Annotated in this window: 28 protein-coding genes; 15 read left to right on the top strand and 13 right to left on the bottom strand. The window is 66.5% G+C overall.

Annotation, left to right across the window (positions count from 1 at the left end; all coding sequences use genetic code 11):
- Positions 1–120 precede the first annotated feature (120 nt).
- The 5 genes from ACFWUP_RS05110 to ACFWUP_RS05090 form a co-directional block, all read right to left on the bottom strand.
- The gene (locus tag ACFWUP_RS05110) at positions 121–1,059 is read right to left on the bottom strand and encodes a M56 family metallopeptidase (protein WP_379230863.1); all 939 of its coding nucleotides are present in this window, start codon (positions 1,057–1,059) and stop codon (positions 121–123) included.
- A 65-nt stretch (positions 1,060–1,124) separates the two neighbouring features.
- The gene (locus ACFWUP_RS05105) at positions 1,125–1,505 is read right to left on the bottom strand and encodes a BlaI/MecI/CopY family transcriptional regulator (protein WP_379230861.1); all 381 of its coding nucleotides are present in this window, start codon (positions 1,503–1,505) and stop codon (positions 1,125–1,127) included.
- Between the two features lie 71 nt (positions 1,506–1,576).
- A complete protein-coding gene (locus ACFWUP_RS05100; protein WP_379230859.1) occupies positions 1,577–2,401 on the bottom strand; it encodes an ABC transporter ATP-binding protein in 825 nt (274 codons plus the stop codon).
- Positions 2,398–3,690: a FecCD family ABC transporter permease gene (locus ACFWUP_RS05095; protein WP_379230857.1), complete on the bottom strand. Its 1,293-nt coding sequence runs from the start codon at positions 3,688–3,690 to the stop codon at positions 2,398–2,400. The genes ACFWUP_RS05100 and ACFWUP_RS05095 overlap by 4 nt, the downstream gene beginning before the upstream one ends.
- Positions 3,687–4,733 (bottom strand): FecCD family ABC transporter permease, encoded by a 1,047-nt coding sequence (locus ACFWUP_RS05090; protein ID WP_379230855.1) that lies wholly within the window; start codon positions 4,731–4,733, stop codon positions 3,687–3,689. The genes ACFWUP_RS05095 and ACFWUP_RS05090 overlap by 4 nt, the downstream gene beginning before the upstream one ends.
- A 111-nt stretch (positions 4,734–4,844) precedes the next feature.
- Here ACFWUP_RS05090 and ACFWUP_RS05085 point away from each other — a divergent pair, with 111 nt between their 5' ends.
- Positions 4,845–5,543: a hypothetical protein gene (locus tag ACFWUP_RS05085; protein ID WP_379230854.1), complete on the top strand. Its 699-nt coding sequence runs from the start codon at positions 4,845–4,847 to the stop codon at positions 5,541–5,543.
- On the opposite strand, the gene ACFWUP_RS05080 is transcribed toward ACFWUP_RS05085, so the two are convergent.
- The 3 genes from ACFWUP_RS05080 to ACFWUP_RS05070 all read right to left on the bottom strand — a co-directional run bounded on the left by ACFWUP_RS05080 (position 5,540) and on the right by ACFWUP_RS05070 (position 10,679).
- A complete protein-coding gene (locus tag ACFWUP_RS05080; protein WP_379230852.1) occupies positions 5,540–6,577 on the bottom strand; it encodes an alpha/beta hydrolase in 1,038 nt (345 codons plus the stop codon). The two genes, ACFWUP_RS05085 and ACFWUP_RS05080, sit on opposite strands and share 4 nt — an antisense overlap.
- Before the next feature lie 133 nt (positions 6,578–6,710).
- Entirely contained in the window at positions 6,711–7,229 is a 519-nt protein-coding gene (locus ACFWUP_RS05075; protein ID WP_379230850.1) for a pyridoxamine 5'-phosphate oxidase family protein, read from the bottom strand.
- A gap of 177 nt (positions 7,230–7,406) precedes the next feature.
- Entirely contained in the window at positions 7,407–10,679 is a 3,273-nt protein-coding gene (locus ACFWUP_RS05070; RefSeq protein ID WP_379230848.1) for a BTAD domain-containing putative transcriptional regulator, read from the bottom strand.
- A 135-nt stretch (positions 10,680–10,814) separates the two neighbouring features.
- Between ACFWUP_RS05070 and ACFWUP_RS05065 the strand changes: the two genes are divergently transcribed.
- Positions 10,815–12,383: an MFS transporter gene (locus ACFWUP_RS05065; RefSeq protein WP_379230846.1), complete on the top strand. Its 1,569-nt coding sequence runs from the start codon at positions 10,815–10,817 to the stop codon at positions 12,381–12,383.
- A 73-nt stretch (positions 12,384–12,456) separates the two neighbouring features.
- On the opposite strand, the gene ACFWUP_RS05060 is transcribed toward ACFWUP_RS05065, so the two are convergent.
- Entirely contained in the window at positions 12,457–13,062 is a 606-nt protein-coding gene (locus tag ACFWUP_RS05060) for a maleylpyruvate isomerase family mycothiol-dependent enzyme (RefSeq protein ID WP_379230844.1), read from the bottom strand.
- A 71-nt stretch (positions 13,063–13,133) separates the two neighbouring features.
- On the opposite strand from ACFWUP_RS05060, the gene ACFWUP_RS05055 reads away from it, so the two are divergent.
- The gene (locus ACFWUP_RS05055) at positions 13,134–14,057 is read left to right on the top strand and encodes a MerR family transcriptional regulator (RefSeq protein WP_379230842.1); all 924 of its coding nucleotides are present in this window, start codon (positions 13,134–13,136) and stop codon (positions 14,055–14,057) included.
- Positions 14,058–14,085: 28 nt separating this feature from the next.
- On the opposite strand, the gene ACFWUP_RS05050 is transcribed toward ACFWUP_RS05055, so the two are convergent.
- Positions 14,086–14,598, bottom strand: a complete 513-nt coding sequence (locus ACFWUP_RS05050) for a L,D-transpeptidase (RefSeq protein ID WP_379230841.1) — start codon at positions 14,596–14,598, stop codon at positions 14,086–14,088.
- A gap of 313 nt (positions 14,599–14,911) precedes the next feature.
- On the opposite strand from ACFWUP_RS05050, the gene ACFWUP_RS05045 reads away from it, so the two are divergent.
- Positions 14,912–15,319: a RidA family protein gene (locus tag ACFWUP_RS05045; protein WP_379230839.1), complete on the top strand. Its 408-nt coding sequence runs from the start codon at positions 14,912–14,914 to the stop codon at positions 15,317–15,319.
- Positions 15,320–15,527: 208 nt separating this feature from the next.
- A complete protein-coding gene (locus ACFWUP_RS05040) occupies positions 15,528–15,935 on the top strand; it encodes a PaaI family thioesterase (protein WP_379230968.1) in 408 nt (135 codons plus the stop codon).
- Positions 15,936–16,334: 399 nt separating this feature from the next.
- On the opposite strand, the gene ACFWUP_RS05035 is transcribed toward ACFWUP_RS05040, so the two are convergent.
- On the bottom strand, positions 16,335–16,730 hold the full coding sequence (locus ACFWUP_RS05035) for a hypothetical protein (protein WP_379230838.1): 396 nt from the start codon (positions 16,728–16,730) through the stop codon (positions 16,335–16,337).
- A 978-nt stretch (positions 16,731–17,708) separates the two neighbouring features.
- On the opposite strand from ACFWUP_RS05035, the gene ACFWUP_RS05030 reads away from it, so the two are divergent.
- From ACFWUP_RS05030 to ACFWUP_RS05020, 3 genes are read left to right on the top strand one after another with little or no spacing between them, the layout of a single operon-like run.
- On the top strand, positions 17,709–18,320 hold the full coding sequence (locus tag ACFWUP_RS05030) for a pentapeptide repeat-containing protein (RefSeq protein WP_379230836.1): 612 nt from the start codon (positions 17,709–17,711) through the stop codon (positions 18,318–18,320).
- Between the two features lie 34 nt (positions 18,321–18,354).
- Positions 18,355–18,597: a hypothetical protein gene (locus ACFWUP_RS05025; protein ID WP_379230835.1), complete on the top strand. Its 243-nt coding sequence runs from the start codon at positions 18,355–18,357 to the stop codon at positions 18,595–18,597.
- Between the two features lie 45 nt (positions 18,598–18,642).
- Positions 18,643–18,846 carry a hypothetical protein gene (locus tag ACFWUP_RS05020; protein WP_379230833.1) on the top strand — a complete coding sequence of 68 codons (204 nt, stop codon included), beginning with the start codon at positions 18,643–18,645 and terminating at the stop codon, positions 18,844–18,846.
- Between the two features lie 494 nt (positions 18,847–19,340).
- Here ACFWUP_RS05020 and ACFWUP_RS05015 read toward each other — a convergent pair whose 3' ends face one another.
- Complete coding sequence (locus ACFWUP_RS05015; RefSeq protein ID WP_379230831.1) at positions 19,341–19,913, bottom strand: exonuclease domain-containing protein; 573 nt, start codon at positions 19,911–19,913, stop codon at positions 19,341–19,343.
- A gap of 60 nt (positions 19,914–19,973) precedes the next feature.
- On the bottom strand, positions 19,974–20,573 hold the full coding sequence (locus ACFWUP_RS05010; protein WP_379230829.1) for a DUF3761 domain-containing protein: 600 nt from the start codon (positions 20,571–20,573) through the stop codon (positions 19,974–19,976).
- Between the two features lie 191 nt (positions 20,574–20,764).
- On the opposite strand from ACFWUP_RS05010, the gene ACFWUP_RS05005 reads away from it, so the two are divergent.
- From ACFWUP_RS05005 to ACFWUP_RS04975, 7 genes are all read left to right on the top strand, one after another.
- Positions 20,765–21,067 carry an urease subunit gamma gene (locus ACFWUP_RS05005; protein WP_379230827.1) on the top strand — a complete coding sequence of 101 codons (303 nt, stop codon included), beginning with the start codon at positions 20,765–20,767 and terminating at the stop codon, positions 21,065–21,067.
- Between the two features lie 9 nt (positions 21,068–21,076).
- The gene (locus ACFWUP_RS05000) at positions 21,077–21,388 is read left to right on the top strand and encodes an urease subunit beta (RefSeq protein WP_379230825.1); all 312 of its coding nucleotides are present in this window, start codon (positions 21,077–21,079) and stop codon (positions 21,386–21,388) included.
- 57 nt (positions 21,389–21,445) lie between these two features.
- Positions 21,446–23,167 carry an urease subunit alpha gene (locus tag ACFWUP_RS04995; protein WP_379230823.1) on the top strand — a complete coding sequence of 574 codons (1,722 nt, stop codon included), beginning with the start codon at positions 21,446–21,448 and terminating at the stop codon, positions 23,165–23,167.
- Between the two features lie 119 nt (positions 23,168–23,286).
- Positions 23,287–23,838, top strand: coding sequence for a YbaB/EbfC family nucleoid-associated protein (locus tag ACFWUP_RS04990; RefSeq protein WP_379230821.1), 552 nt, complete (start codon positions 23,287–23,289; stop codon positions 23,836–23,838).
- A gap of 108 nt (positions 23,839–23,946) precedes the next feature.
- Positions 23,947–24,276: a type VII secretion target gene (locus tag ACFWUP_RS04985; protein WP_379230817.1), complete on the top strand. Its 330-nt coding sequence runs from the start codon at positions 23,947–23,949 to the stop codon at positions 24,274–24,276.
- Positions 24,277–24,278: 2 nt separating this feature from the next.
- Entirely contained in the window at positions 24,279–25,289 is a 1,011-nt protein-coding gene (locus tag ACFWUP_RS04980) for a hypothetical protein (RefSeq protein ID WP_379230815.1), read from the top strand.
- A gap of 12 nt (positions 25,290–25,301) precedes the next feature.
- Complete coding sequence (locus ACFWUP_RS04975; protein WP_379230813.1) at positions 25,302–25,973, top strand: O-methyltransferase; 672 nt, start codon at positions 25,302–25,304, stop codon at positions 25,971–25,973.
- Positions 25,974–26,079: the final 106 nt, after the last annotated feature.

The following is a 26,079-nucleotide window of genomic DNA, read 5'->3' as shown; positions in this document are numbered from 1 at the left end:
TGGGTAAACAGGCTGGTCAGGTAAGTGGTTGTGGCAACGTCTGTTCCGCTGCGAAACGAGGTTCGGGGAGGGCTTCGCGCCAGGCGAAACGGCGGGTCGGGAAAGGCGGGGATCGCCAGGTCAGCCGTGGAACAGGCGGCTGAGTTCCTGCAGCCACGGCACCGCGACGGCCAGGGTCGGCACGACCAGAATCGCGGCCGAACCGAGGTAGGCGGCGGTGGCGACTCTCACGTCTCCGGTGGTCCCGGCGAGCCGTTGGATGCGGATCAGAGTGCTCGGTCCGCCCGCGGCGAGGGCGCCCTGCGGTGCGGTGGATTTGGCGCAGGCGATGAGGGCGCGGGCCAGTGGCTTGGGTCCGGTGACCTTCACGGCGGAGTCGTCGGCGAGCAGTTCGATCAGCAGCTTCACCTGGCCGAGTGCGGCCTTGCTGCGGACCACCCGGGGGAAGGCCTCGTGGACGGCGGTGAACGCCTCGAGGACGAGGTCGTGGCGGGCGCGCAAGTGGGAGCGTTCGTGGCTCACGATCGCGGTGACCTCGGCGTCGTCGAGGCTGGTCAGGGTGCCTTCGCTGATCACGACGCGCTGGCGGAGGCCGGGCAGGCAGTAGGCGATGGGTTCGGTGGCGGCCAGCACGCGGATATCGGCGGCGCGGCGCACCGGACCGCTCTGATCGAGCAGGTCGACCAGCATGCGGTGGCGGGAGCGGCGGCGTCGGGTGTGCACACCGACGCGCACGATCGAGAAAATCAAGCGGGCGCCGACCATCAGGGTCAGCGCGAAGACCAGCACATACAGCGACCACAGGGGCAGACCGAGCGCGTCGATCTCCTGAGTGGGCGAGGTGGTCGGCCTACCGTCGGGGCCGGGGACAAGCAGCAGGCTGGCGATGGCCAGCCCGGAACCGAAGGCACTGAGCACGGCGGCCAACGCGATGGCCTGCCACAACACGAGTGCCGCACGCGGGCTGCGATGCACCCAGGTAGCGCGACTCAACAACGCTGGTACCGGGCCTGCGAGAAGCAAGGCGAGGCCAGCGAAGACTGCCGCGGTTGCGTTCATCGACTCTGCTCACTGCGTTGTGGGGCGAGGTGGCGCTCACTCCATTGTGAGAGCCGCCAGGGAGTCTAGCCGCTGTTTTCGTCGGATTCGAGCTTGGCGAGCGCCTCGCGCAGGGCATCGGCTTCGTCCTTGCCGACCTGCTCCACGAAGTGCACCAGCGCCGCGGCGCGACTACCTGCGGCGTCGGCCTGTTGTAGGGCGTCGACCATCAAGCTCGCAACGAGTTCGTCTCGACTGTGAACTGGTGCATATCGATGCGCGCGATCGTCGCGTTGCTGCACGACGAGATCTTTCTTCGCCAGTCGTTGGAGCACTGTCATCACCGTGGTGTACGCGAGCTCGCGCCGCGCGGCCAGCGCTTCGTGGACCTGCCGCACCGTCAGTGGCTCATCGGCCGACCACAACTGGTCCATGACCGCTTTTTCGAGTTCGCCTAGACCTGCCATCCCACCGATTTTACGGGCTCAACGACAAACATGCGTACTACAGATTGTCGTAACCGGGGGTTTGCTGTGTGTCATTCGTCATAGCCGACCGCGCCGCGCACGTGTCGGGTCCCGATCGGAACCACCATCGGCCGCCCAGAGACCGGATCGGTGAGCACCGTGGCCTCGAGCCCGAACACCTCGGCGAGCAGCTCGGCAGTGACGATGTCGGCCGGTTTGCCCTGCGCGACGATCTTGCCGTCGCGCATCACCACGAGTTCGTCGCTGTAGCGGATGGCGAGGTTGAGATCGTGCAGCACCATCACGACCGTGCGGCCGAACTCGGCGTGCAGGCGGTCGACGAGGTCGAGGACTTCGAGGGAGTGCGCGAGGTCGAGGTAGGTGGTCGGCTCGTCCAGGAGCAGGATGTCGGTGCCCTGGGCCAGCGCCATGGAGATCCAGGCGCGCTGGCGTTGGCCGCCGGAGAGTTCGTCGAGGGTGCGGTCGGCCAGGTCGGCGATGCCGGTCTGGGCCAGTGCGGCGGCCACTTCGGTTTCGTCGTCGGCCGACCACTGCCGCAACCAGGACTGATGGGGGTGACGTCCGCGCGCGACCAGGTCGGCGACGGTGAGACCTTCGGGCGCGACCGGTGTCTGCGGCAGCATGCCGACCACTCGCGCCACGTCCTTGGTCTTCATCGACGAGATCGCCTTGCCGTCCAGGACGACCTGCCCTTCGCGTGGGCGCAGCAAGCGGCCGAGTGATTTCAGTAGCGTCGACTTGCCGCAGCCATTGGGGCCGATAACCGTGGTGACCACGCCGGGCGCGATGTCGAGGCTGAGCTCGTCGACGATCACCCGGTCGCCGTAGCCGAGAGAAACAGCGTCGGCGGCGAGGCGGCGGACGGGGCTTGTCATGAGAGCGTTGCCTTCCGATTCATGCGGACGAGCAGGTAGAGCAGGAACGGTCCACCCAGCGCGGCGGTGACGATACCGACCGGCAGATCCACCGGCAGCAGCGTGCGCGAGGCGACGTCGGCGCCCGCGACAAGAGCGGCGCCGGTCAGGGCGGAGGCGATCAGCGGTTCGCCGGGGGTGCGCAGTGCCATTCGCGCGATTTGCGGTGCGGCGAGTGCGACGAATCCGACCGGGCCGACGGCCGCGGTCGCCACCGAGGCCGCCACGACCGATGCCCCGATGAGTAGTGCCTGCTGGGACTGGATCCGTACACCGAGTACCCGGGTCGATTCTTCGCCGAGGCGCAGCGCGGCCAGGGTTCGGGCGGACACCAGGGACACGACGGTCACGACGGACAGGGCGATCATCGCGGGCACGACACTCGACATGTCCGCCGCGTTGAGTGAGCCGTTGAGCCAGAGTTGGGCGCGGGCGGCGTCGGTGAGGCTGGCGCGGGTGAGCAGCCAGCTGATCACGGACATGAGGACCGCGTTCACGCCGATGCCGATGAGGACGAGACGGAAGCCGGTGACACCGCGTTCGCCGCCGCGTCCGCGTCCCCAGGCCAGGACGTAGATGATCACGGCGGTGAGCAATCCGCCGGTCAGCGCGGCGAGCGGTGTGCCGAGGGTCGCGATCAGCCCGGTCGTCGCGCCACCGCTGCCGACCAGCACCGCGACCGCGCCCACGCTCGCGCCGGTGGTGATGCCGAGGACGTCCGGGCCGGCGAGGGGATTGTGCAGAATCGACTGCATCAGCGCACCGGACAGGCCGAGCGCGGCACCGACCACCACGGCGGTGAGGGCGCGCGGCAATCGCGATTCGATGATGATGAAACGTTGCGATCGGGTGCCGCCGCCTCCCAGGACATCGAGGACTCGGCCGAGCGGGATGTGGGTGTCGCCGACGGCGATGTCGAGGCAGAACAGGACGAACACCGCGACCGCCAGGGCCAGTACAACGCCGAGCATCACCGGACGCAGAACCAGCGATACCGACCCGATCCGCAGCGCGGGCCGCACCTTCCGCAGCGCGGCTGCTGCCTGTTCAGCGCTCGCAGAGTCGGCGACCAGGACCGGCTTGCTTGCGTCCGCCGAATCGCTGTCGGGCTGATCGTTGCCCACTCGGTCGGTGGCTGCGTCGCCGGCACCCACTCGAGCTGTGGGGGTGGCGCTCAGTCGATCAGCTCCGGCTCGGTCGGCAACTGCCCGGTTGGCGTGGCCCGAATCGGTGGCCGGGTTCTCACTCATAGCGACACCAACTTCTTCCGACGCACCAGCGCGATGAAGAACGGCGCACCGACCACCGCGAGCATCACCCCGACCTGTAGTTCTCCCGGTCGCGCGACCACTCGCCCGGCCACATCGGCCACCAGCAGCAGCAACCCGCCCAACAGTGCGGAGTACGGGATCAGCCACCGATTGTCGGGCCCGGTGATCACGCGCGCGATGTGCGGCACCACCAATCCGAGGAACGCGATCGGCCCGACCGCCGCAGTCGCGGCTCCACTCAGCAGCACCACCGCGACCAACCCGAACGCCCGCGCCTTACCGACATCCACGCCGAGCCCGCGCGCCACATCGTCACCGAGACTCAGCAGATTCAGCCCCGGCGCCGCCGCGATCGCCATCGCCAACCCGAGCACCAGGAATGGCAGTACCTGCCAGAACACGTCGGCCTCACGCCCGTTCACCGTGCCGACCACCCAGAACCGATAGGTATCGAGGGCCGCGTTGTCGAGCGTGATCACCGCATTCGTCATCGCCTGCAGAAATGCAGTGACTGCCGCACCGGCCAGGACCAGGCTCAACGGGCTCGCCTTGCCCCTGCCGATCGAGGACACCCCGAACACGATCACCCCGGCGATCGCCGACCCGGCGAAGGCGAACCAGATGTACTGCGCGGGCGCGGTGAAACCGAAAAGGAAGATGCTCAGCGCCGCCAGGAAACCGGCTCCCGCATTGAGTCCTAACAATCCGGCATCAGCGAGCGGATTCCGGGTATACCCCTGGATGAGCGCGCCCGCCACGCCCAACGCCATCCCGGCGACCAGGGCCAATGCGGTGCGCGGCAGACGAAGCTCACGCACGATTTCCTCGGCGGTGGAGCGGGCCGGGCATCGGAACGGGCCGCCGTCGCAGCCGAGACCGTGCACGAGCGCGTCGAACACCGTGGTGGGTGCGAGCGAGCGGGTCCCGATGGCAACGCTCGCCACCACTGCCACGGTGAGTAAGACAACGAGCAGAAGGAGCCCGGTCAGACGACGACGTCTGACGGTGCCAGGGTGGATCACGGCGACGAACTTCTCCTGCCTCGAAACCGGACACGACTTGTGGAGTCTGGTAAGCCTAACCTATGTTCCGAGACATCATCGTCACGGGAACCAACCGTTCGAGGAGGTTCGATGTCCGAGCCCGTCACCACCGCCACGTCCCGCACCACCGCCGCGTTCGACCGCGCCTGTGCCAGGTTGCAAGCACTGCAACCCGAGCATCCGCGCGTGTACGCCGTCGCGGCGATGAGCGGACAGGGCAAACGGCGATGGTGGCATGTCCCGAACGGCCTGTCCGAGGGGCGCGTCGAGCTGATGTACCGCCGCCACGCCGCGGAGATGATCAACGACGAGATCGCCGCCGAGGTGGTCGCCACCGCGCTCATCCACGCCGTCGCGGGCCGGGTCACCGCGCTGTTCGTGATGGACGCGCAGGCCTGGGATCCCGGCCGCGACAACCTGTGGATCCACCACGACAACGACGGCGGCATCGACTGGGCCGGGTTGACCGACACCACGATCCGCGTCGTCGACTGTGATCCCGAACCGGGCGCGGTCGCCTTCCCGTGCGAGGCCGCCATGGCGGTCTGGCTCGCGCAGCGCTGCGCCTCGTCGCTGATCCCGTTGCAGTCGGTGCTCACCCGCTGCTCCGGGCTGTCGGCCCGCCGCTTCTGGACGCTCGTCGGCGAATCCGTGGTCGGTGCGGCGACTTACGTCCCCGACCTCGCGCGTGCCGACGCTGCCGCGGGTGCCCGGCGCGGCCAACTCCTGCTCGGTGCGTTCGAGGAGCGGGGGCTGTCGGTCAGGCGTAGCGGCTGCCTGCAGCGTTAGATGCCGAGGGCTGTCGCCATCATCGGCCATGAGGTGTGCAGGTCGTCCTCCCAGTAGCCCCAGGAGTGGGTGCCGGTGGGGCGGATGTTGTAGGTGATGTTCGTGCGGCCGAGTTCGCGGGTCCGCTGCGCCAGATTCGAGGTGCAGTAGGCCGTCGCGGCCTCGATGCCGCCGCCGACCAGCATCTGATTCGTCAGGATCGACGTCGGGTTCTTGCCGTTGATGTTCACGCGCGGGTTCGACAGGGTGTCGTGCGCTCCCGGCAGGCCGGAGCCCGCGGAGATGTAGATGGGGATGTTCGGCAAGCGGTGGGCTTGCACGTACGGGTCGTGTTCGCGCCAGGCGGCGTCGTTGTCCGGGCCCCACATGTTCTCGGTGTTCCCGCCGCCCATCCGGACGACGAGGGAGACGAACGCCCGGCCGATCGGATCGCTGGTCATCGCGCAGCCGCTGTAGGCGGAGACGCTGCGGTACAGGTCCGGTGCCTGGATCGCGAGATCGAGGACCGACGTTCCCGCCATCGAGATGCCGGCAAGGGAGTTGGCGCCGTTGGTGCCGAAGGTCGCGTCGATCACCGGCGGCAGCTCACGGGTGAGGAACGTCGTCCACATGTTGTTGCCGTTGTTCTCGAGGTTCTTTCCCAGGCCCGCGTCCGGTCGCAGCCAGTCGGTGTAGTAACTGAACGCGCCTTCCATCGGGATCACCACATTCACGTGCTTGTCGGCGAAGAACCCGCCGGCATCGGTCTGGCCCGGCCAGTTGGCCTGATCCTCGCCGCCGCCCGCGCCGTTGAGCAGGTACAGCGTCGGTGCCGGGGTCGTGGTGTCGACCGGTCGCAGCACGCGCAGCGCGATCGTGCGATCCATGGCGGGGGAGTAAACGCTGATGTCGGCGATCTGGCCGGATTGCGTCCGGCTCACCAGGTGCGCGCCGGGCGCAGCCGCTGCCCGCGCGCCGTCGACGAAGACGGGCGCCGAGGCGAGGGCCAGTGCACAGACGGCCGACATCACGGCGCGGAGCATGTGGTTGTTCATGGAGTTGCGAGCCTGCTGACTTCTCGGGCGGAAGCGGGGGTCGATCGCGCTGTGGTCGACCCCCGAACCGCGCTGGCGCCTGATGTGATGCAGGTAACTTAGCGCCGCTTCCGATATGTGGCAAGCCGATGTTTCACTCGCTGCTCTCCTGGCGTCGACCGCGCCAGATGCGTGCCGGAACTCCGCTGACCAGATCGCGGCGACGCAGTACCTGGATGCGCCACGGGTCGAGGCGAAGCACCTGGAAGGCGGGGTCGTCCGGTCCCTGCCAGAACTGCCCCGGGTCGTAGCCGGCGCCGGGCGGGCTGCCGTGCCGGTACAGGTCCCACACGTGTGCGCGCTCGCCGGGGTCATCGGTCCACTCCGCGACCGTGTCGACCGAGACGGTGTTCTGGGCCGGACTCCAATAGGAGAACCCCACGTGCGGATTTCCCGCGATGTGGGCGGCCTTCACCGGGGTTCGGTAGGTCCCCAACCAGCCGATCGGGTGTTCGGCGTCGGTTTCCCAGACCGGGATCAGCACGCGCGAGCGCGGTCTGCCCTTGGCGTCGACGGTGGTCATGGTGGCGTAGTTGATGGCGCCGACGATGGTGTCGAAGTCGGCTTTGATATCGGCGAAGGTATGGACTTGGGCGCGACTGCGAGTACTCACTGCTGCTCCTCGAGGTGTTCGCGGCCGTCGGTCCCCGAGGGTTGGGGGCGGTCGGTCACGGTGTGTGTCATGGGTTCACCGTGCGCCGAGGGGCTTCGGACGGACTCAGGGCCGACTCGAGGTCTGCGTGGGCACACCCCAGGGGCGGTCGTCGATGCTCGGCAGTGGCGAGTCGGCTCAGGACAGGTCGGCGGACTCCGGACGGTGCAGCGTGTGGGGGTTTGCTGACCGGCCGGTAGTGAGTTCGGTGGCGAACCGGTCCGCGTCGATATCGGCGATGATGCGGGCTTCGATGCGGTCGACATCCCCGCGTTCGGCCGCCGGCAGGGGTGCGCCGGTGGATCGGCGCAAGGTGTCGGCGGCACCGAGCAGGTGCGCGGCGTGGGCGGAATGCCCTGCGAGCGAACGGGATCCGGCCAGACCTTCGAGGGCGAGTGCGTGGGCGCGCGGGTCGCCGGTGCGCAGGGCGGAGTCGAGTCCGCGCAGGTGTAGTTGTTCGGCTTCGGCGGCATCGCCCGCGAGTTCGGCGGTGAAGCCCAGTTCGGCGAGGATCAGGGCGGCCCCGAAATGCGACCCCGATCGCAGGTGCCAGTCGAGCCAGGCGCCGAGGTGTTCGCGGGCGGCCCGCAGGTCACCGCGACGCCGGGCGACCAGGCCGAGCCCGAGTTCCGCGGACTCCTCGCCGACGAGGTGTCCCTGGTCGACGGCCAACCGCCGGGCCCGTTCGTGGAGTTCGGTGCTGTGCTCGAGTTCGCCGCGCAGCAGGGCGAGCCGTCCGAGTGAGGTGAGGCGCTCGCCGACTTCGGTCCACAGACCCAGTTCCTCGGCGGTGCTCAGTGCCGCCCGGTGATGCTCGCGGGCGGCATCGAGGTCGCCGGTGACCTCGGCGTAGCTGCCGAGCAGGAAGTCGGCGATGCCCTGCCCCCACCGGTCGCCCACCCGTGCGAACAGGTCCCGGCTGCGCTGCGCGTGCTCGCACATCCCGGCCAGGTCGCCGCGGCTGAATGCCTCGCGCGCCAGCGACGCCGAGGCCGCCGCGACGCCCCAGTCGTCACCGTGGCCGGCGAAGGCGGTGCGTAGATCGTGCGCGTCGTCCATGCCCTGCTGTGCGGCGAACCCGAAGTGCGCGTGCGCGAGATACCAGCGGGCGCGCAGTTCCAGGAGCGACGGTGCCGAGGCTGATTCGGGGGAAGGTGTGTGCGCGGTGCGGCCCGCGCCGAGTTCGAGTGCCCTGCGCCACAATTGGGCGATCCTGCGCGACTCGAAGATGTCGCTGGACGCCCGGTCGGTGTCAGTGCTCGGAGGGTTCGACAACGGATCGTCCGCACCGGTCATGTCCAACGCGAGGCCGATGGATCGGATTCCTTCGGCCAGCCGTCCCCGCATCACCCAGTACCAGGCGAGTGCGTTGACCAGTCGCAGCGCGTCCGCGGATCGTCCTGCGGCGCGGGCGGTTTCGAGCGCCCGGCGCAGATCGGCCGATTCGGCGTCGAGACGGGCCAGCCAGCGGCGCTGATCGCCGGTGCGCAGGTGCTGGTCGGCGCGCTCGGCGAATGCGAGGTAGTAGGTGAGATGTCGCAGCCGCGTCGCGGATTCCTCGCCGCGCTCACGCAACTGGTCCACGCCGTAGGCGGCGATCGACTTCAGTACCCGAAAGCGCGGGCGGGCATCGGCGGCGGGCGTGATGATCAGGGAACGGTCGACCAGGCGGGCAAGCAGGTCGGCGACGTCGGCACCTGGAACGTCGCAGACCGCCTCGGCGGAATCCAGGGTGGCGCCGTCGGCGTGGACCGAAAGGCGGCGCAGCACAGTGCGTTCGGGTTCGTCGAGGAGTTCCCAGCTCCAATCGATCACCGCGCGCAAGGTGCGCTGCCGGTCGGGCGCGTCCCGGTAGCCGGATGACAGCAGGGTGAAACGGTCCTCGATCCGTTCGGCGAGTGTGTGCACGCCGAGCGCGCGAACCCGGGTCGCCGCCAGTTCCAGGGCGAGCGGCAGCCCGTCGAGGTGGGCGACGACAGCGGCGATGGCCGCGGCATTGTCGTCGGTGACGGCGAAGCCGGGCGTGCTCGCGCGGGCACGTGCGACGAAAAGCTGTGCGGCAGGGGAGTTTTCCACCTCGGCAACCGTCGGTGTGCTGGTGTGCGCGGTCAACGGCGCCACCGGCCAGATGTTCTCGCCCGCGATATTGAGCGGCACCTGACTGGTGACCAGTATCCGCAGTTCGGGCGCGGTGGCCAGCAGGCGCGAGACGATCGTGGCGGTCGCGTCGACGACGTGCTCCCCGTTGTCCAGCACCAGCAGCACCTGCTTGGCGCGCACCGCGTCGGCGAGACGGTCGAGCTGGGTTCCGTTGTCGGTCACCGGGAACGGGCTCGAACCCGCGGAATCGTCGCGAACGTCGAAGGCCGCCGCCACGACCTCGGTGATCGTCGTCGACGCGCCGCTCGGGTCGTCACCGAGGCACAGACCGGCGAGCTCGACGAACAGAACACCGTCACGCGCGGGATGCGCGGCGGCGATGGCCAGGGCGAGGCGGGTCTTGCCGACGCCGCCCGGTCCGGTCAGTGTCACCAGTCGTTCGGCGCGAATCAGCGCGTCGATCGCGGTGAGGTCATCGGCCCGCCCGATCAGGGTGGTGGCGGGCGCGGGCAGGTTACGACGCGGCGTCACCGGCGTCGCGGGCGCGGGCCGCACGGGCGCGCCGAGCGACGGATCCTGTTCCAGCACAGCACGATGCAGCGCGGCGAGTTCGGGACTCGGGTCGAGGCCGAGCTCCTCGGCCAGATGCTCGCGCAACCGCCGATAGGAGTCGAGTGCCTCCCCGTGCCGACCCGACCGGTACAGCGCCAGCATGTGCGCGGCCCGCAACCGCTCGCGCAGGGGGTGGAGTTCGGTGAGCTCGCCGAGTTCATCGGCGACCAAGTCGTGTTCGCCGAGCCTGATCCGGGCCTGCGCGAGTTCCTCGACGGCCGTGAGCCGCTGTTCCTCGAGCCGCAGCACGGGGATTCGGGCGAAGTCGTAATCGGTGAGGTCGGCCAGGACCTCGCCGCGCCACAGGGCGAGTGCTTCGGCGAGAAGTGTTGCCCGAGTCGCGATGTCGTCGGTGTCGCGCGCCCGATGGAGCAACTGCCCGAACACTTGCGAGTCCACCGAACCGGCGGTGACGTCGAGGAGGTAACCGGGGGCGCGCGACACCAGCAACTCCCGCCCGCCCGCTTCGGCGTCGCCGAGCACCCGCCGCAATTGCGAGGCCCGGGTCTGCAGGGAACCCGCCGGATTGGCGGGCAACGCCGTACCCCACAGATCCTCGACGAGGCGATCGGCGGGCACGATCCGGCCCGGCTCGACCAGCAGCGCGCCGAGCAGAACGCGCACCTTGAGTTCGGGAACCCGCACGGGCAGCCCCTCGTCGGTCCAGACCGTCAACGGACCGAGCACTCCGAAACGCATGTCGTCCACCCTAATCGGCCCTGGTCCTGGGTGCGGCGGCGGCTCGAGTTCGTCTGGAGTCGACCCGAAGGGTTCCCGAAGTGCGGCTCGGCAGTGTGGGGCGCAGTTCGAATCGTCCTCGAAAGGAACCACCTGATGTCCGAAATCCCCGAGCGGGCCGGCACCCGCCAATGGCTGGGACTCACGGTCCTGCTCCTGCCGACGGTACTGCTGTTCCTCAGCATGACCGTGCTGTTCCTCGCCACCCCCTATATCGCCGCCGACCTCGCGCCGACCAGCGGCCAACTGCTGTGGATCAACGACATCTACGGGTTCGTGATGGCCGGCTTCCTGGTCACCATGGGCACCCTCGGTGACCGGCTCGGCCGCCGCCGACTGCTCCTGGCCGGTGCCGCGCTGTTCGGCATCTCCTCGGTGCTGGCCGCTTTCGCACCCGGCCCTGACCTGCTGATCGCGGCTCGTGCGCTGATGGGTCTCGGCGCGGCAGCCGTCATGCCCGCCACTCTGTCGCTGATCACCACGATGTTCCGTGGCGACCGCCAGCGTGCCACCGCCATCGGCCTGTGGGCGGCCTCGGTGTCGGCCGGTGTGGCGCTGGGCCCGCTGCTGGGTGGGCTGCTCCTGGATTCGCTGTGGTGGGGTGCGTCGATGCTGATCGGCGTGCCGGTGATGCTGGTGGTCGTGCTCGCGGTGCCCGCGCTGATCCCGGAATACCGTGCGCCCCAGGCCGGTCGGCTCGACCCGATCAGCGTCGGGTTGTCGCTGGCCGCGCTGTTGCCGTTCGTCTATGGCGTGAAGAAGCTGGCCGAAACCGGGTTCGCGGCGGAATCGGTGCTCACCCTGCTCGCCGGTGTGGTGTTCGCGGTGGTCTTCGTGCGCAGGCAACTACGACTGACGGACCCGCTGCTGGACGTGCGCCTGTTCGCCAACCGCACCTTCAGTGGCTCGCTCGGCGTGTACATGCTCGCCGCCATCGCCCTGGGCGGGGTGTACCTGCTGTTCACCCAGTACCTGCAGCTGGTCGCCGCCCAGTCGCCGCTGCGGGCCGGACTGTGGATCCTGCCCGCCGCGATCGCGCTGGTCGTCGTCTCCACTGTCACCCCCGCCATCGCCCGCCGCGTCCGCCCCGCCTCCGTGATCGCCTCGGGCCTCGCACTCTCGACCGTCGGCTACCTGGCACTCACCCAGGTCGACAGCGTGGCCGGGTTGCCGGTGCTGATCGTCGGTTTCTACATCCTCTACCCGGGCATCGCCCCGGCCATGGCACTGATCCCGGGCCTGGTCATCGGTGCCGCCCCGGCGGAGAAGGCAGGCGCGGCCTCGGCCGTGAACAGCACCGCCAGCGACCTGGGTGTGGCATTGGGTGTCGCGCTACTCGGCAGTGTCGGCGCCGCCATCTACCGCGCCGACATGTCCGACGCCGACGGCACCGCCGCGGAAACCCTGCCGGGAGCACTGAGTTCAGCCGAATCACTGCCCGCCGACGTCGCCGACTCGCTCGTCCTCGCCGCCCGGGAAGCATTCACCAACGGCCTGAACGCCGCCGCGTGGACCGCTGCCGTGCTGTCGGCCGCGGCCGCGGTGCTGGCGGTGGCGATGCTGCGCCGGATACCCGCCGGTGCGACCGCCGTACCGGAAACCGAAGGAGCAGTGGGAGTTCCGGTCGATGACAATGTTGTCGAGCGCGGTACTGTCTCCGCCTGACCGACCGGAGCCGGCGATCCGCAGCGCCTCACGGTGCTGCGGATCGCTCGTGTCGGCCGCATCGCTGGCTATCTCAACGTTCGGCCGGATCCTGGGGCGTAGTGCGGCCGGTGACGAGCATGAGCAGCTCCGCCGCGGTGCCGATGATCGGCGTGCCGTTCCCCGCGGTCCACGAGGCGTCGGTGGTGGTCAGTGCGTATCCGGCCAGCCGCCGCTGTGCGTGGAAGGGCGCGCCCATCGTCCATACGCGGTCCAAGGACAGTCGCGCCGCCGTCGGTGGCATCACCCGATCGACACCGAGCGGGACAGCGATGTCCTGGCCGTGGACCAGGAGGTCCATCAGCCGGTCGATCGGTGTGGTGCCGATCGGGACAGCCCTGGAGTCGATGGTGGCGTGGAGTTCGGCGAGCAACGCGGCGGTCGGGGTGCGGTCGGCGTGCCGAATCGCGGTGTCGCGGATGAGACGGTCGATGTTGCCGCGAGCCCGGATCAGATTCACCAGCAGCGAGGCAATCGTGACCCGGGTGACCAGCACCAGATGAGCCACCACATCCCGCACTCGCCACCCCTCGCAGAGCGACGCGGTATCCCACCCCGATTCCGGCAGCTCGCGTAGCAATTCGACCAGCGTCGATCGCTCATGCGCCACGGCTTTCCAGATCGTCTCGTTCATGGTCATTGTCGAGTTCTCCTTCGCGTGGGCGTTGTCGGTACCGTAGGAGCTCCACCGAGGTGGAGGTGCCAGCGAAGGTGACCCGCATCACGTACCTGACGATCGGCGAGCTCGCCGCCCGGACCGGCGTCGCGGTGCGGACGGTCCGGTTCTACTGCGACGCGGGCCTTCTCGACGCCGCCCGCACGCCTACCGGGCACCGCATCTTCGAACCCTCCGCGGTCGATCGGCTTCTGCTGTTACGTCGTCTGCGTTCCTTCGGTATCGGATTGCCTGCGATCGAAGACGTGCTGGACGGCACCCGGTCGATCGCCGAGGTGATCGCCGCCGAACGGGTCGCCGTCGACGACGAACTCGACGCGCTGACCCGGCGCCGGGCACTACTGCGCGCCGTCGAATCGGCCGCCCCCGGCGCACACTACGAGCACCTGAATCTGCTTGCCGCCGTCACTGATCCACGCGCCGCCCGGGACGTGCTCGTCGCCTTCTGGCGTCGCCAACTCGCCCCACTGCCTGCCTCGGCCATCGACGGCTTCCTCGACATGAACGTCCCCGAACTGACCGCCGACGCCCACCATGAACACCTGATCGCCTACGCGGAACTGATTGCCGCAGTATCGAATCCGGAAATCGCCACCGCCGTGTACGACACCATCCGGCACCGCAGCACCCCCGGCGTCAGTGACGAACGCAGGCTCCTGTTCGACATCGCCGACGCCTGCAATTCGGCGGCACATCTCGTAGCCGCGCGCCAACCACCTTGCCCCGGACCGGAACTCGACCACTATGTCCACATTCACGCCACCGCCCGCGCCCGCCGCGACACCCCCACCTTCCGTCGCCAACTCCTCGCCGACGCCGCGGGCGCCGACCATCGAGTCCGCCGATACTGGCACCTCACCGCAACGCTCACCGGCGAACCCGTCACCTCCGGCGCCGCCCAACTCTGGCTCTTCGACGCACTGGCCGCCTCGGTGACGCGAAAAGGGGAGGCCGATTGAACCGGCCTCCCCTTTCCCGAATCAGAACTCAGGGAACAACTTCGACGATGTCGCCCGGTTCCAGCCATTCGTAGTGCGCCTTCGCGCCTTCCGGGGTCAATCGGATGCAACCGTGGGACTGCTCCTCGGTGGGTCCGATGTGGTAGGCGATGTCGCCGTTGAAGAACACCGCGTATTCCATGGGGGCGTTGTGCAGGGTGCTCCAGTGGAACGGCTTCTTGAACGCCACCTTGAAGACTCCGGGGGGCGTTTCGTAGCCGGGGCGGCCGTGGGACATCGGGCTGGGTCCGAAGGTGACCTTGCCGCCGTCCATCAACCACGCGTTATTGGTCGACAGCTGCAGGCACGCACGGGCTTTCTCGCTGCACGGCGCCACGACGGGCTCTGGCGGCGGGGTGGGGATGATGGCGGGCACGCCGGGCACATCGGGCCCGCCGGGCCACAGTGGTTCGGCCTGCACGGGCGCTGCGACCGCGGATCCGACCACCGCCGCGCACATCGCCGCCTGCGCGGCCCACCGGGGAATACGACTACTACTCACGAAATCTTGCCTCTCTCGCCGCGCCCAGCCCTGGTCGTCGTACGCCCAGAACATGAGCTTTCACCATCGACACAAGCCTCGGAACATAGAGGTACAGGGATCATGGAGTATTGCGATCGTGTTGAGCAAGCTCGGGGCCTGGCTACCGGCGAGTCACCTGTCGGAGCGTCTGTTCTCGGGCGGTGAATCGTGTGCTGAGCTGGTTGGTCACCATCGGGTGCCTCGGTTTCGGAAAAGTGCGTTCTTCCACGTCAGGGCTAACTCTCTTATGGTTACTGAGGAACCGCAAGTGACTTAGAGAAATGAGAAGAGAATGTCCATCACCCTGGTGAACCCGAAGGAACTGCCCGTTATCCCGCTCTACCACCAGGTGGCGGTCGCGACCGCCACGCGGACGGTGTACATCGCCGGTCAGGTGTCGTGGGATGCCGAGGGGGCCACCATCGGCGCGGGCGATCTCGCCGCCCAGATCGCCCAGTCCTACCGCAATGTCGGCATCGCGCTGGCGGAGGTCGGCGCGACGTTCGCCGACGTAACGAAATTGACCGTCTACGTGGTCGATTGGACGCCGGACAAGATGGGAGCGTTCGTCGAGGGGCTGGGTCGGGTGGCCGAGGAACTCGGAGTGTCGCCGGTGGCTCCCGGCACGCTGATCGGGGTGGCGGCCCTGTCCGATCCTGATCACCTCGTCGAGGTCGAGGCGATCGCGGTGCTGAATTGAGCGCGAAGAGTTGACCACTTAGGTAAGCCTGACCTATGCTCAACTCGGCGTACGGATGAGCCGGTGGTCCCGAGGGCTGCGGTCGACCCCCTCATCCAGCCGCGGCGGGCTCTGTTTCCCAGACGGAGCCCGCCGCAACGTCTTACCGGCCGAAGTACGCCGGATCCGATGGTGTAAACCGGACGGTATGAGCGAAACGTCCCAGTCGATGGCCGATCTCACCCCGGAACTGATGAACAAGTTCGCGGAAGGTACCTTCACCGACCTCATCGGCCTGCGCTTCACCGAGATCAGCCCCGACCGGGTACGCGGCGAATGGGACGTCAAGCCCCACCTGTTCCAGCCCGCGGGCATCCAGAACGGCGGCGTGTACTGCACCGTCATCGAAACCCTCGCCAGCGTGGGCGGCGGCGTCTGGTTCGGCGACCGCGGCCAGGTCGTCGGCGTCAACAACAACACCGACTTCCTGCGCGCCGTCCGCGAAGGCCTCCTCACCGCCGAAGCCACCCCCATCCACCGCGGCCGCAGCCAGCAACTCTGGGTCGTCGTCATCACCGACGCCGAAGGTCGCACCGTCGCCCGAGGCCAGGTCCGCCTCCAGAACCTCGCCGCCTGAGGAGGACGAAGGCCAGGACGGGAACGGCCACACGGGATCGCCATCGGCAGTCCTCGAGGGCTTGTCGCGTCGATTTCACTATTCGCTTCGAGCTCGGCTGCCTGCAACGCGAACTTTTGCAGGCTGTCGCGAACTAGACACGTGACCACTATTCCACGACTCGGGGATTCTGGGTGAAATCGAATTTCGAACCGTACGCGCATGAACAGAAATTGCACGTACGGTTCGAGCCATCCGAACGTACCATCGTGGCGCGGCTGGACGGCGTGGTCATCACCGAGGTCCGCTGCTCCCCGAATCCGAAGTCGAACTCCTAAGTAGATTTTGACCTTCTTCGAGGTGGCGGCAGTCGTCGCCTCCGTGATCCTGGCCTTCTCGGTATATAGATACTGGCGGACATCAGCCTGGAGAAATGGCTGGCGTCGCAAACTCGAACTTTTGCCAAGACTCGCCGGCACCATAGGTCGCAACTGCGCTGGGTACTGCGTATATGCGTGGCCGCAGTGATTCAGTATTGGGATTCTCGTGCATAAGTAGCACGCCAAAGCTGCCCGTTACGGCTCCTGGCGACCCGGTGAGCCGACGAATCGCGGGTTTGGCAATGGGATCCCATTGTGAATCAGATCGCTTCCAATCTACCGGGCCTGTCGTCGAGTAGGACAGCGAACCCGACTGTCCAGAAGAAATCCTGTCCGCACTGAATCCGGCCAGCAGATCCAACTGTGTTTCACCGACTTCGTGAATATAGGCAAAGGTCTCGCCGCCGTCGGCGGATCCAACGATGTATGAGCTCATTTCGTTACTGCGTGCGCATACAACGAAGAGAGCGCGATCTGATGCCGCGATAGCAGACGTGGGTCTTTCGCCGTCGTCGGTACAGGGCGGGGACCATTTGACCAGTTCTCCGTCGACAACACGAGCACCCCACCTGGCGGATGCGAGGTCGCCGCCGCGGGGAGAGCGTTGATGCGAAGTCCAAGCCCACGTTGAAGTTCCGTAACTTGCTGTCAGTAGCTGTGCGTACTGATCATTTCCGGTAGACCACAACGAAACCGAGGAGGTTGGACGCCAGAAGGAATCGATTACGCCTTTTGTATAAAGGTCGACTTTGCCGTCCATGGCTAGTCTCAGAAAGGATGGTCGCACCTCGGACGCTCTTGAATCGCCGATCATGTAAAGCTTGCCGATTTTCTCACCGACGGTTGGTACGGCATCTCGCTGCCAACTTCGCCCACCATCTTCAGTACGTTGTATCTGCGGGCAGCCCCGTGCGTCACTACATGGGACTTTTTCGCCGACCACCCAGCCGTGTCGATCCGAGATAAATGACACCGCAGTTGGGGCAAATGTGGAGGGAACCGCTTCCGGGCGTTTCGTGAACACTACCAATATCGCGATACCCGGAATGTTGCTGTGGCTACTATCAGGAAAATTCTCCACCGATTTGACATCATTCTCCAGGTGCTCTGTTTCGCGTGATCGGCGTGGGCGCGTATTGCTTTTGGCGGAAGGGGGTGTCGTTCACGTGTGCTGCATGTCCGAATATTAGCTCGATAGACGAAAGATGTAAAAATGCCGTGTGGGTATCAAGAGTCGGCACGGCCGGGATGGAGTGCCAGGCCTCCGGTGACCGAAATATATCAGGCGCATATGAGAAATCTGATACTGACGTCCCCTGAGTGGTAATATACGACCATATGAATGGATGTGGAGTACTAGGGAATCTGATCGATGAGTAGAGTGAATAAGTGGCCGGCGTCGACAGATGCGTGTGTGGCACTGAAAGAATATCTTGACCACCATGCATTTAAGAATCTTTCTGTCTCTGCTGAAGCGGAGAATACATTGGCCGGGGATTATCTGGATTTCTCGGGGGCTGATCTGTCGGGGCTATCGCTGGTCCATGCGTGGCTAATGGGCGCCGATCTGTCGGACGTCTGTTTGGTCGGCGCTGATCTATATCGGTCCTGGATGCATGGTGCCCACCTTGACCGGGCCATTCTGGATGGGGCCGATATACGGAAGATCGAAGCAAGGGGGTGCACTGCCGTTGCGGCAAAGGTCCGGGGTGCTGACGCGCGAAGCGCAGTTCTGGAGGAGGCGGATCTACGATGCGCTGACCTCTCGGAAGCCGATCTTCGACAAGCAAGTCTCTCCGATGCCGATCTACGGCACGCGCGACTCGACGGGTGTAGGTACCTGCGCACCGACATGATCGGGAGTCGCCTCGGCGGCGCAAGAGTGGTTGGCGGTCAAGGATCGGTGTACGGACCTGCTGATGTGGGTGTAACGGAATCAAGGATTATCGGATCTGAAGAACTGCGACGATGGTTCCATCGTAACGGCGCGCCGGATGTTGTTGTTCTAGAATTGAAATCTCCATGAGGTCGCCCCGAATGGGACAAAACTTGGGGATTCTGTGAAGTCGAATTTCAAACTCTATGCGCATGAACAGGAATTGCACGTACGGTTCGAGCCATCCGGCCAAGAACATATCATCGCGGCGGGTGACTACATCACTATTTCGGTATGGCCATTGCGTGACGAATGGTCCGAGGATGCTGAGTTGACGCTGGACCGGTGGCCCGAGGAAATCGTTATCAGCCAAGACTGGTGTCAGCTGTATGTCGAGGATTCCAGGGGAATGGACGTGTGCGCCTAGGATGCTCCGAGAGAATTGTGAGGCTGCCGGATGAAATTTCGGTTCATGAGTGCAGGTGAGGCGCTTACGGTGAAGTTCGAGCCAGGTGGCTTGGAGCTTGTGGTTCCTTCCGCTGGCGATGTCGTGATCAGTCCGGTGCGAGACGCTGACTGCAGTGACGACGGTAACTTGTTCACCGTCGAATGGGGGCCCGACAGCGTGGTCATCACCGAGGACCGCTGCACCCTGAACCCGAAGTCGAACTCCTGAAGAAGTTTCCAACTTCCAGTTCAACTCACTTGCCTCTTCGGTGATATTTTTTCGCGACCACACAGAAGTAGGGGGCTCCATAAGCTAAGGGCAACTCGCCGCCATGCTCACAGTTCCCGAATGGTCCACCGCGCATAATTCAAACAGGAGGTGTGTTGAATGAAACTGAGACTTCGAGCTCAGTCCCACGATGTGACTGTGATGTTCGAGCCGGGTGGGGCCCTGTTGGAGCTGGCGTTGGATCGCTACATAGATATCGAGTGGACACAATCTGTTGAATACTCTTCCGAGTTCGGGGAAATTCAGCACTTGGATGGCATGATGGTTGTCTGGCAACCGATAGGGTGGGGATGTAAGGTGACCCTCGATTCGGGGGAAGAGTTCGATACGATGTGCTAGTTCATTCGAATCCGGCGGTTCGCATCACGTGGGCGAACATGAACAACGTCGGGCAGGCCACGAGTTCCATGTATGCGACGTAGGTGAACTACGCGTCAGTCGACCGTAGTGACCCGCCAGCCGTCGCGGTTGAGGACGTCGACGATCAGGGCGGCGATGTTCCAGGCGTCGTCGTCGCCGCGGTGGTGGGTGCCTTCGAGGGGGATTTCGGCGATCTGGAGGGCGCGGTCCATGCCTGGGCGGCGGCGTAGGTCGTAGGACTCGGCGAAGACTTGTTTGGCGTTGGTGTGCTCGGGGCCGAACGGATACTCCACGCCGGTTGCCGCGCACTGGGTGCGGAACTGTTTGCGGTCGTAGTCGCCCCAGCTCGCCCATGGGCGTTCGGCAGCCGCGAACTCGCTCTTCAGCAGGCGGCACGCCTCGGCGAAATCGACGCCAGCGTCGACCTGTTCCTGGGTGAGCGTGGTGAGTTCGGTGCAGAAATCACTCACTGTGGACCGGGTCGGGCGCACGATGATTCCGTGCTTGCTCACTCGGGTTCGAGTCGCGAGATCGACTACGGTGATGCCGACTTCGATGATCTCGTTGGTCTGTCCGGCGGGCGGGTCGCCCAGCCAGCAGGTGGCTTCCACGTCGACCACGTTGAGCAGTCCGGTCCATTCGGTCATGCGACGACAGTACGGGTCGATTGTTGGTGAGCTCCAGCGATATTCGCTGACGGGGCACCGTTACAACCAGCGTGCGACGCCGCCGTTGCTCGAGCAGGTTCCGCTGGGATTCTTGCTGGAGGAGTACTCGCCGTTGTTGCACAGCGCGGTGGCGCCTGGTGGTGGTGACGGTGCGGATTCCGGGGTCGGGACGCAGGTGCCGTCGGCGTTTTCGTAGGAGCCCGGACCGCATTCCTCGTACGAGCCTTCGGTCGTGGTGACATCAGGCGGAGTGGTGGTCGTGGTGACCTCGGGCGTCGTGGTGGGCGGAATTGTCGTGGTGGTCGGTGCGGCGTCGGCGCTCGTGCTCACCGCTGGTGGCGGAGCAGGGGCGACGACGGGCGTCCGCGGCGGGGGAGCGGGACGGGGGTTCGAGGAAGGCGGCGGTGGGGCCGACGGCGGGATCGTGGCCTTTGCCGGGGGCGGCGGTGCGGGCGCGAGCGCCGTGCGAGCGATCTGATGTTTCGCGTCACCTACCGGATCGGGCTCGATGACAAACGGTTTGGTGCGACTTGTCGTTGTCGTTGTCGTCGATTGTTCCGCTGTCGGTGGTGGTGCGCAGGCGATTCCGGTCGCGAGCAGAGTCGCGGCAGCGACGGTGGCGAGCACGTGCCTGACCATGGAACTTCACCAGGTTTCAGCAAGAGGGGAGTAAGTAATGTTTGTTTGCTATCGGCACGCCCGGGCCCTTCGTTAACATCTCGTTAACCAGCTCCGGGTAGTCCCCGGTCGCGGTGCCTGCGGTCGGCGCGGGGTCGGTGGGACGTGCCAGAATATCGCTCACCGACCACAACCCGCCGAGGAGAGAACGTATGCGCCTGTCGCCGCACGAGCAGGAACGGTTGCTGCTGAGTTACGCGGCCGAGCTGGCGCGCCGGAGGCAGGCGCGGGGGTTGAAGCTGAACCATCCCGAGTCGATCGCGTTGATCACCGATCACGTGCTCGAGGGGGCGCGCGACGGGCGGACGGTGGCGGAGCTGATGTCGTCGGGGCGGTCGGTGCTCACCCGCGAGGACGTGATGGACGGCGTGCCCGAGATGATTCACGACGTGCAGGTCGAGGCGACTTTTCCGGACGGGACCAAGCTCGTCACCGTGCACCACCCGATCGGATAGGCGACGCGCATGATTCCCGGTGAGTATCTCTGTGCCGAGGGCACGATCGAACTGAACGCGGGCGCGGTGCGCGTCGAACTGGATGTGGTCAACACCGGCGACCGCCCCGTTCAGGTGGGCTCGCACGTGCATTTCCCGCAGTCCAACGCCGCGCTGGAATTCGACCGCGAGGCCGCCCACGGTCATCGGCTCGATATCCCGGCAGGCACCGCCGTGCGCTTCGAACCCGGTCTGCCGCAGCGGGTTTCGCTGGTGCCGATCGGCGGCACCCGCGAGGTCTACGGCATCAGCATGAACCCGCCGGGACACCTCGATGCCTGAGTCACACGAAAACCACTGCGCGGCAGCAGCCTCGCCGCGACGTCCGGGAGAGAGCCGATGACCGAACTGAGCCGCGCCCGCTACGCCGAACTGTTCGGGCCGACCACCGGCGACCGAATCCGCCTGGCCGACACCGACTTGCTGATCGAGATCACCGAAGACCGCAGTGGCGGACCGGGACTCGCCGGTGAGGAAGCGGTGTTCGGCGGCGGCAAGGTGCTGCGCGAGTCGATGGGGCAATCGCGCGCCACCCGCGCCGACGGTGCCCCCGACACCGTCATCACCGGCGTCGTCATCATCGACCACTGGGGCATCATCAAGGCCGACGTCGGCATCCGCGACGGCCGCATCTGCGGTATCGGCAAGGCGGGCAACCCCGACACGATGTCAGGCGTGCACCGCGACCTCATTGTCGGCCCGTCGACGGAGATCATCGCAGGTAACGGCCGAATTCTCACCGCGGGCGCGATCGACTGCCACGTCCACTTCATCTGCCCGCAGCTGATGGACGAAGCCCTCGGCGGCGGCATCACTACCCTCATCGGCGGCGGCACGGGCCCCGCCGAGGGGTCCAAGGCCACCACCGTCACGCCCGGCTCCTGGCATCTGGCGCGGATGCTGGAATCCCTCGATCACTGGCCGATGAACATCGTGCTGCTCGGCAAGGGCAATACGGTGAGCCAGGAATCTATGTGGGAGCAATTGCGTGGCGGCGCATCGGGTTTCAAGTTGCACGAGGACTGGGGTTCCACCCCGGCCGCGATCGATGCCTGCCTCACCGTCGCCGACGCGGCGGGCGTGCAGGTGGCGCTGCACTCCGACACCCTGAACGAGGCAGGCTTCGTCGAGGACACCCTCGCCGCCATCGCCGGTCGCGGCATCCACGCCTACCACACCGAGGGCGCGGGCGGCGGTCACGCACCCGACATCATCACTGTCGCTTCACATCTCAACGTGCTGCCCAGCTCCACCAACCCCACCCGCCCGCACACGGTCAACACCCTCGACGAGCACCTCGACATGCTCATGGTGTGTCACCACCTGAGCCCGTCGATCCCCGAGGACCTGGCCTTCGCCGAATCGCGGATCCGCCCCTCCACCATCGCCGCCGAAGACCTCCTGCACGACCTGGGCGCCATCTCCATGATCGGCTCCGATTCCCAGGCGATGGGCCGCATCGGTGAGGTGGTGATGCGCACCTGGCAGACCGCCCACGTGATGAAGCGCCGCCGCGGCGCCCTGCCCGGCGACGGCGCCGCCGACAACGCCCGCGTGCAGCGCTATATCGCGAAATACACGATCTGCCCGGCGGTTTCGCACGGTCTCGACGACGAGATCGGCTCGGTCGAGGTCGGCAAACTCGCCGACCTGGTGCTGTGGGAACCGGCGTTCTTCGGTGTCCGCCCGCACGCGGTCCTCAAGGGCGGCATGATCGCCTGGGCCGCGATGGGCGACGCCAACGCCTCCATCCCCACCCCGCAACCCGTTCTCCCACGCCCGATGTTCGGTGCCGCCGCCCCCACCGCCGCGGCCACCTCCCTGCACTTCGTCTCCGAACAGGCCATCGACGACGGCCTCGCCAACCGATTGAACGTGCGCCGAAAGCTGGTGCCGGTCAAGAACGCTCGCCGCGTCACCAAGGCCGACATGCCCCACAACGACGCCATGCCCCGCATCGAAGTCGACCCCGACACCTTCACCGTCCGCATCGACGGCGAAGTCTGGGCCGAGGAACCCGCCACCGAACTCCCGATGGCCCAGCGCTACTTCCTGTTCTGACGGGTCCGCCAGTCCGTGTCGGAGGGCTCGGGTAGTCTCGGCGCGATCCGAGCGGGGCGGGTTTCGGCACGCCTTGTCGTCGCAGAGCGCCGGGCACCCGGCGGGAGGGGGACAGCGTTATGGACGACCTGAACAACGCCGCCGCGGAGATGTCGCGCTGGGCGGACGATCTGGAAGCGAAAGCGCGGCGCTATCAGGAGCTGCACACCACGATGTCCGCGGTGAGCGTCACCGATACCTCCGCGGACGGCCGCATCAGCGTCACCGTCGACGCCAATGGGTCGACCACCGCGATCACCCTGGCCGCCGCCGTACGCGGTATGGACCCCACCGCCGTGGCGACCGAGCTCATGGCGTGCACGCATCGTGCCCAGGCGCGCTTGCGTGAGCAGGTCACCGGGCTGGTCCAGGACATCGTCGGTGACGACGAGGCCGGGGCGGCCATCGTCGGCCAGTACACCGACCGGTTTCCCGACCTCGATCCGACGTCGTCGGCTCCGCCTGCTGCTCCCGTGGCGCGGTGGCACTCCGGGCCCGCCGCTCCCGTGGCGCCGTGGCCGTCCGAGCCCGGCGCTCCCGCGACCCGCAAGCCCGACCGTGACCGGGTCGTCGCGCCTGCGGAGCCCTCCGAAGAAGACCTCTTCTACCAGCGCAAGTCCTGGTTGCAGTAAGAACCGCAACATCCCGGCACACCTTCGAGGGAACGACAGGGGTCCGGGCGCGTCCAACTAGCTCGAGAGCCGCGAACTCGACCGGGTTCGCCGACGGAGGGATTGCGCGTGACCAGTCTGTTGAACGTGAACCTGGAGGCGATCAGATCGCAGGCCTGCTCGGTCGATGTCGTCGCAGGCGGGGTGGCCAAGGCGCTCGAGGCGGCCGGTTACCTCGCCCATGCCGATGACGGCTACGGCCTGCTGTTGAAGCCGTATGCGGTCGCCACGCTCAACGCGCTCCACGATGAAATCACCGAAACTCTCGCCCGACTCGACGCCATGAGCGCGGCGATGCCGGGCAAACTGCGCACCGCCGCCGACACCTTCGAAACGTGTGACACCACGCGGGCGGGCGAGCTGACGGTCGTCGCCGCCGAGATCGAAGGGAACCGCTGACCATGGCCGACGGACCCAACGCGGTGGGCAGATTCCTCAACGAGAACACGCTGCCGCTGCCCGGCAGCGTCGACACCTTCGACGACGCCCGAGCCCCGGACAACGACCTGCTCGAGGTAGACAAAGGCGCGGTCGATTTCCGCGACACCTACTACCAGGAGGGCAACCCCCTGCTGAACAATGTGGGGAGACCGGGGCTGTCCACCGACAAAGACGGAAAGCAGGAAGCCGAGGCCGGCATCCTGAAAGGCACGCTGCAGGGTGACACCTGGGAGAACGGGCACGGGCTGTACCAGGCGCTCACCTCCGACGGCTCGGTCCTGGACAAGACCGAGGCCATCGCCAAAGCGGCGAGCACCGGCCGCGATTGGCAAGAAGCGGCGTCGATGTTCGGCAAGGCGATCAAGGGCACCTCCACCCTGGCGAAGTTCGACCCGTTCAACTTCCTCGGCACGCAGTTGATGAGCTGGATGCTCGAACATGTCGAACCGATGCGCAAATCGCTCGACTCGATCTCCGGCAACCCCGACATGGTGCAGGCCTACAGCGATGCGTGGGCGAAGATCGCCGGGCACCTGCAGACCACAGCGCAGGAATGGGCGACCGCGCTCGACACCGGAATCGGCGAATGGGCAGGCTGCGCCGCCGACGCCTACCGGAAGAAGGCCACCGAGCTGACCGGCAAGATCGCCGAGCAGGCCGCGGTCGGGGAAGTGCTGTCCCAGTGCAACGCGGGCATGAAGCGCGTGGTCGAAACGGTGCGCACGATCATCGTCGAGATTCTGAGCAGTCTCGCGGGCATGCTCGCCGAGGCGACCGCGATTCTCATCATGTCCGCGGGCACCGCGACGCCCGCGTTGATCGCCCGTGCGCTGTTCGAAATCTCGTTCGCCACTGCGAAAGTCGGGACGCTGTTGTACGAGCTCGCCACGGCGATGATGTCGTTGAAATCGATGGCGATGAACGCGGCGACGCTCATCCGCGGTGTGACCGAGGTCGAGACCGCGAAGTAGTACCTTGCGTCTATGACGACCAACGATTGGGCCGATGTCGACAGCTATATCGTCAATACGCTGGTGGGTGATGACGGGTTGCCCGCGCTTGCTGCCAATGCCGATGCGGGGTTGCCCGCTATCGATGTGTCCCCGCCGCAGGGGAAGCTGCTGAACCTGTTGGCGCGCACCGCGAAAGCGCGGCGGGTCCTCGAGATCGGCACGCTCGGCGGGTACAGCACCGAGTGGTTGGCGCGGGCGGTCGGGGACGGTGGGCTTGTTGTCACGCTGGAGTTCGAGCCGCGCCATGCCAAGGTCGCCCGGGAGAATCTGGATCGGGCCGGCGTGGGGGAGCGGGTCGAGATTCTGGTCGGGGCGGCTTTGGACACGCTGCCGGGTGTGGCCGAGGATCTGACCGAGCCGTTCGATCTGGTCTTCATCGACGCCGACAAGGTCAACAACTCCAACTACGTACAGTGGGCGTTGCGCCTGACCCGCCCCGGTTCGGTGATCATCGTCGACAATGTGGTCCGCGCGGGCGCGGTGGCCGACGAGCAGACCGAGGACCCGAATGCCAGGGCCAGCCGCGACCTGATCGACTTGCTCGCCGCCGAACCGAGCGTCGACGCCACCGTCATCCAGACCGTGGGTGCAAAAGGTTGGGACGGATTCGCCTACGCCGTGGTGAACGGTCCGAATTCCTGACCTTTCACCGTGTTGGGACGGATTCGCCTACGCGGTGGTCAACGGCCCCACATCCTGACGACCGGCACGGGTTCACCCACCGGCAACGCGCACGGCGGCTACTTGG

The sequence above is a fragment of the Nocardia sp. NPDC058658 genome (assembly GCF_042716665.1).
GTDB lineage: Bacteria > Actinomycetota > Actinomycetes > Mycobacteriales > Mycobacteriaceae > Nocardia.
This window is presented reverse-complemented; position numbering and strand designations above follow the sequence as displayed.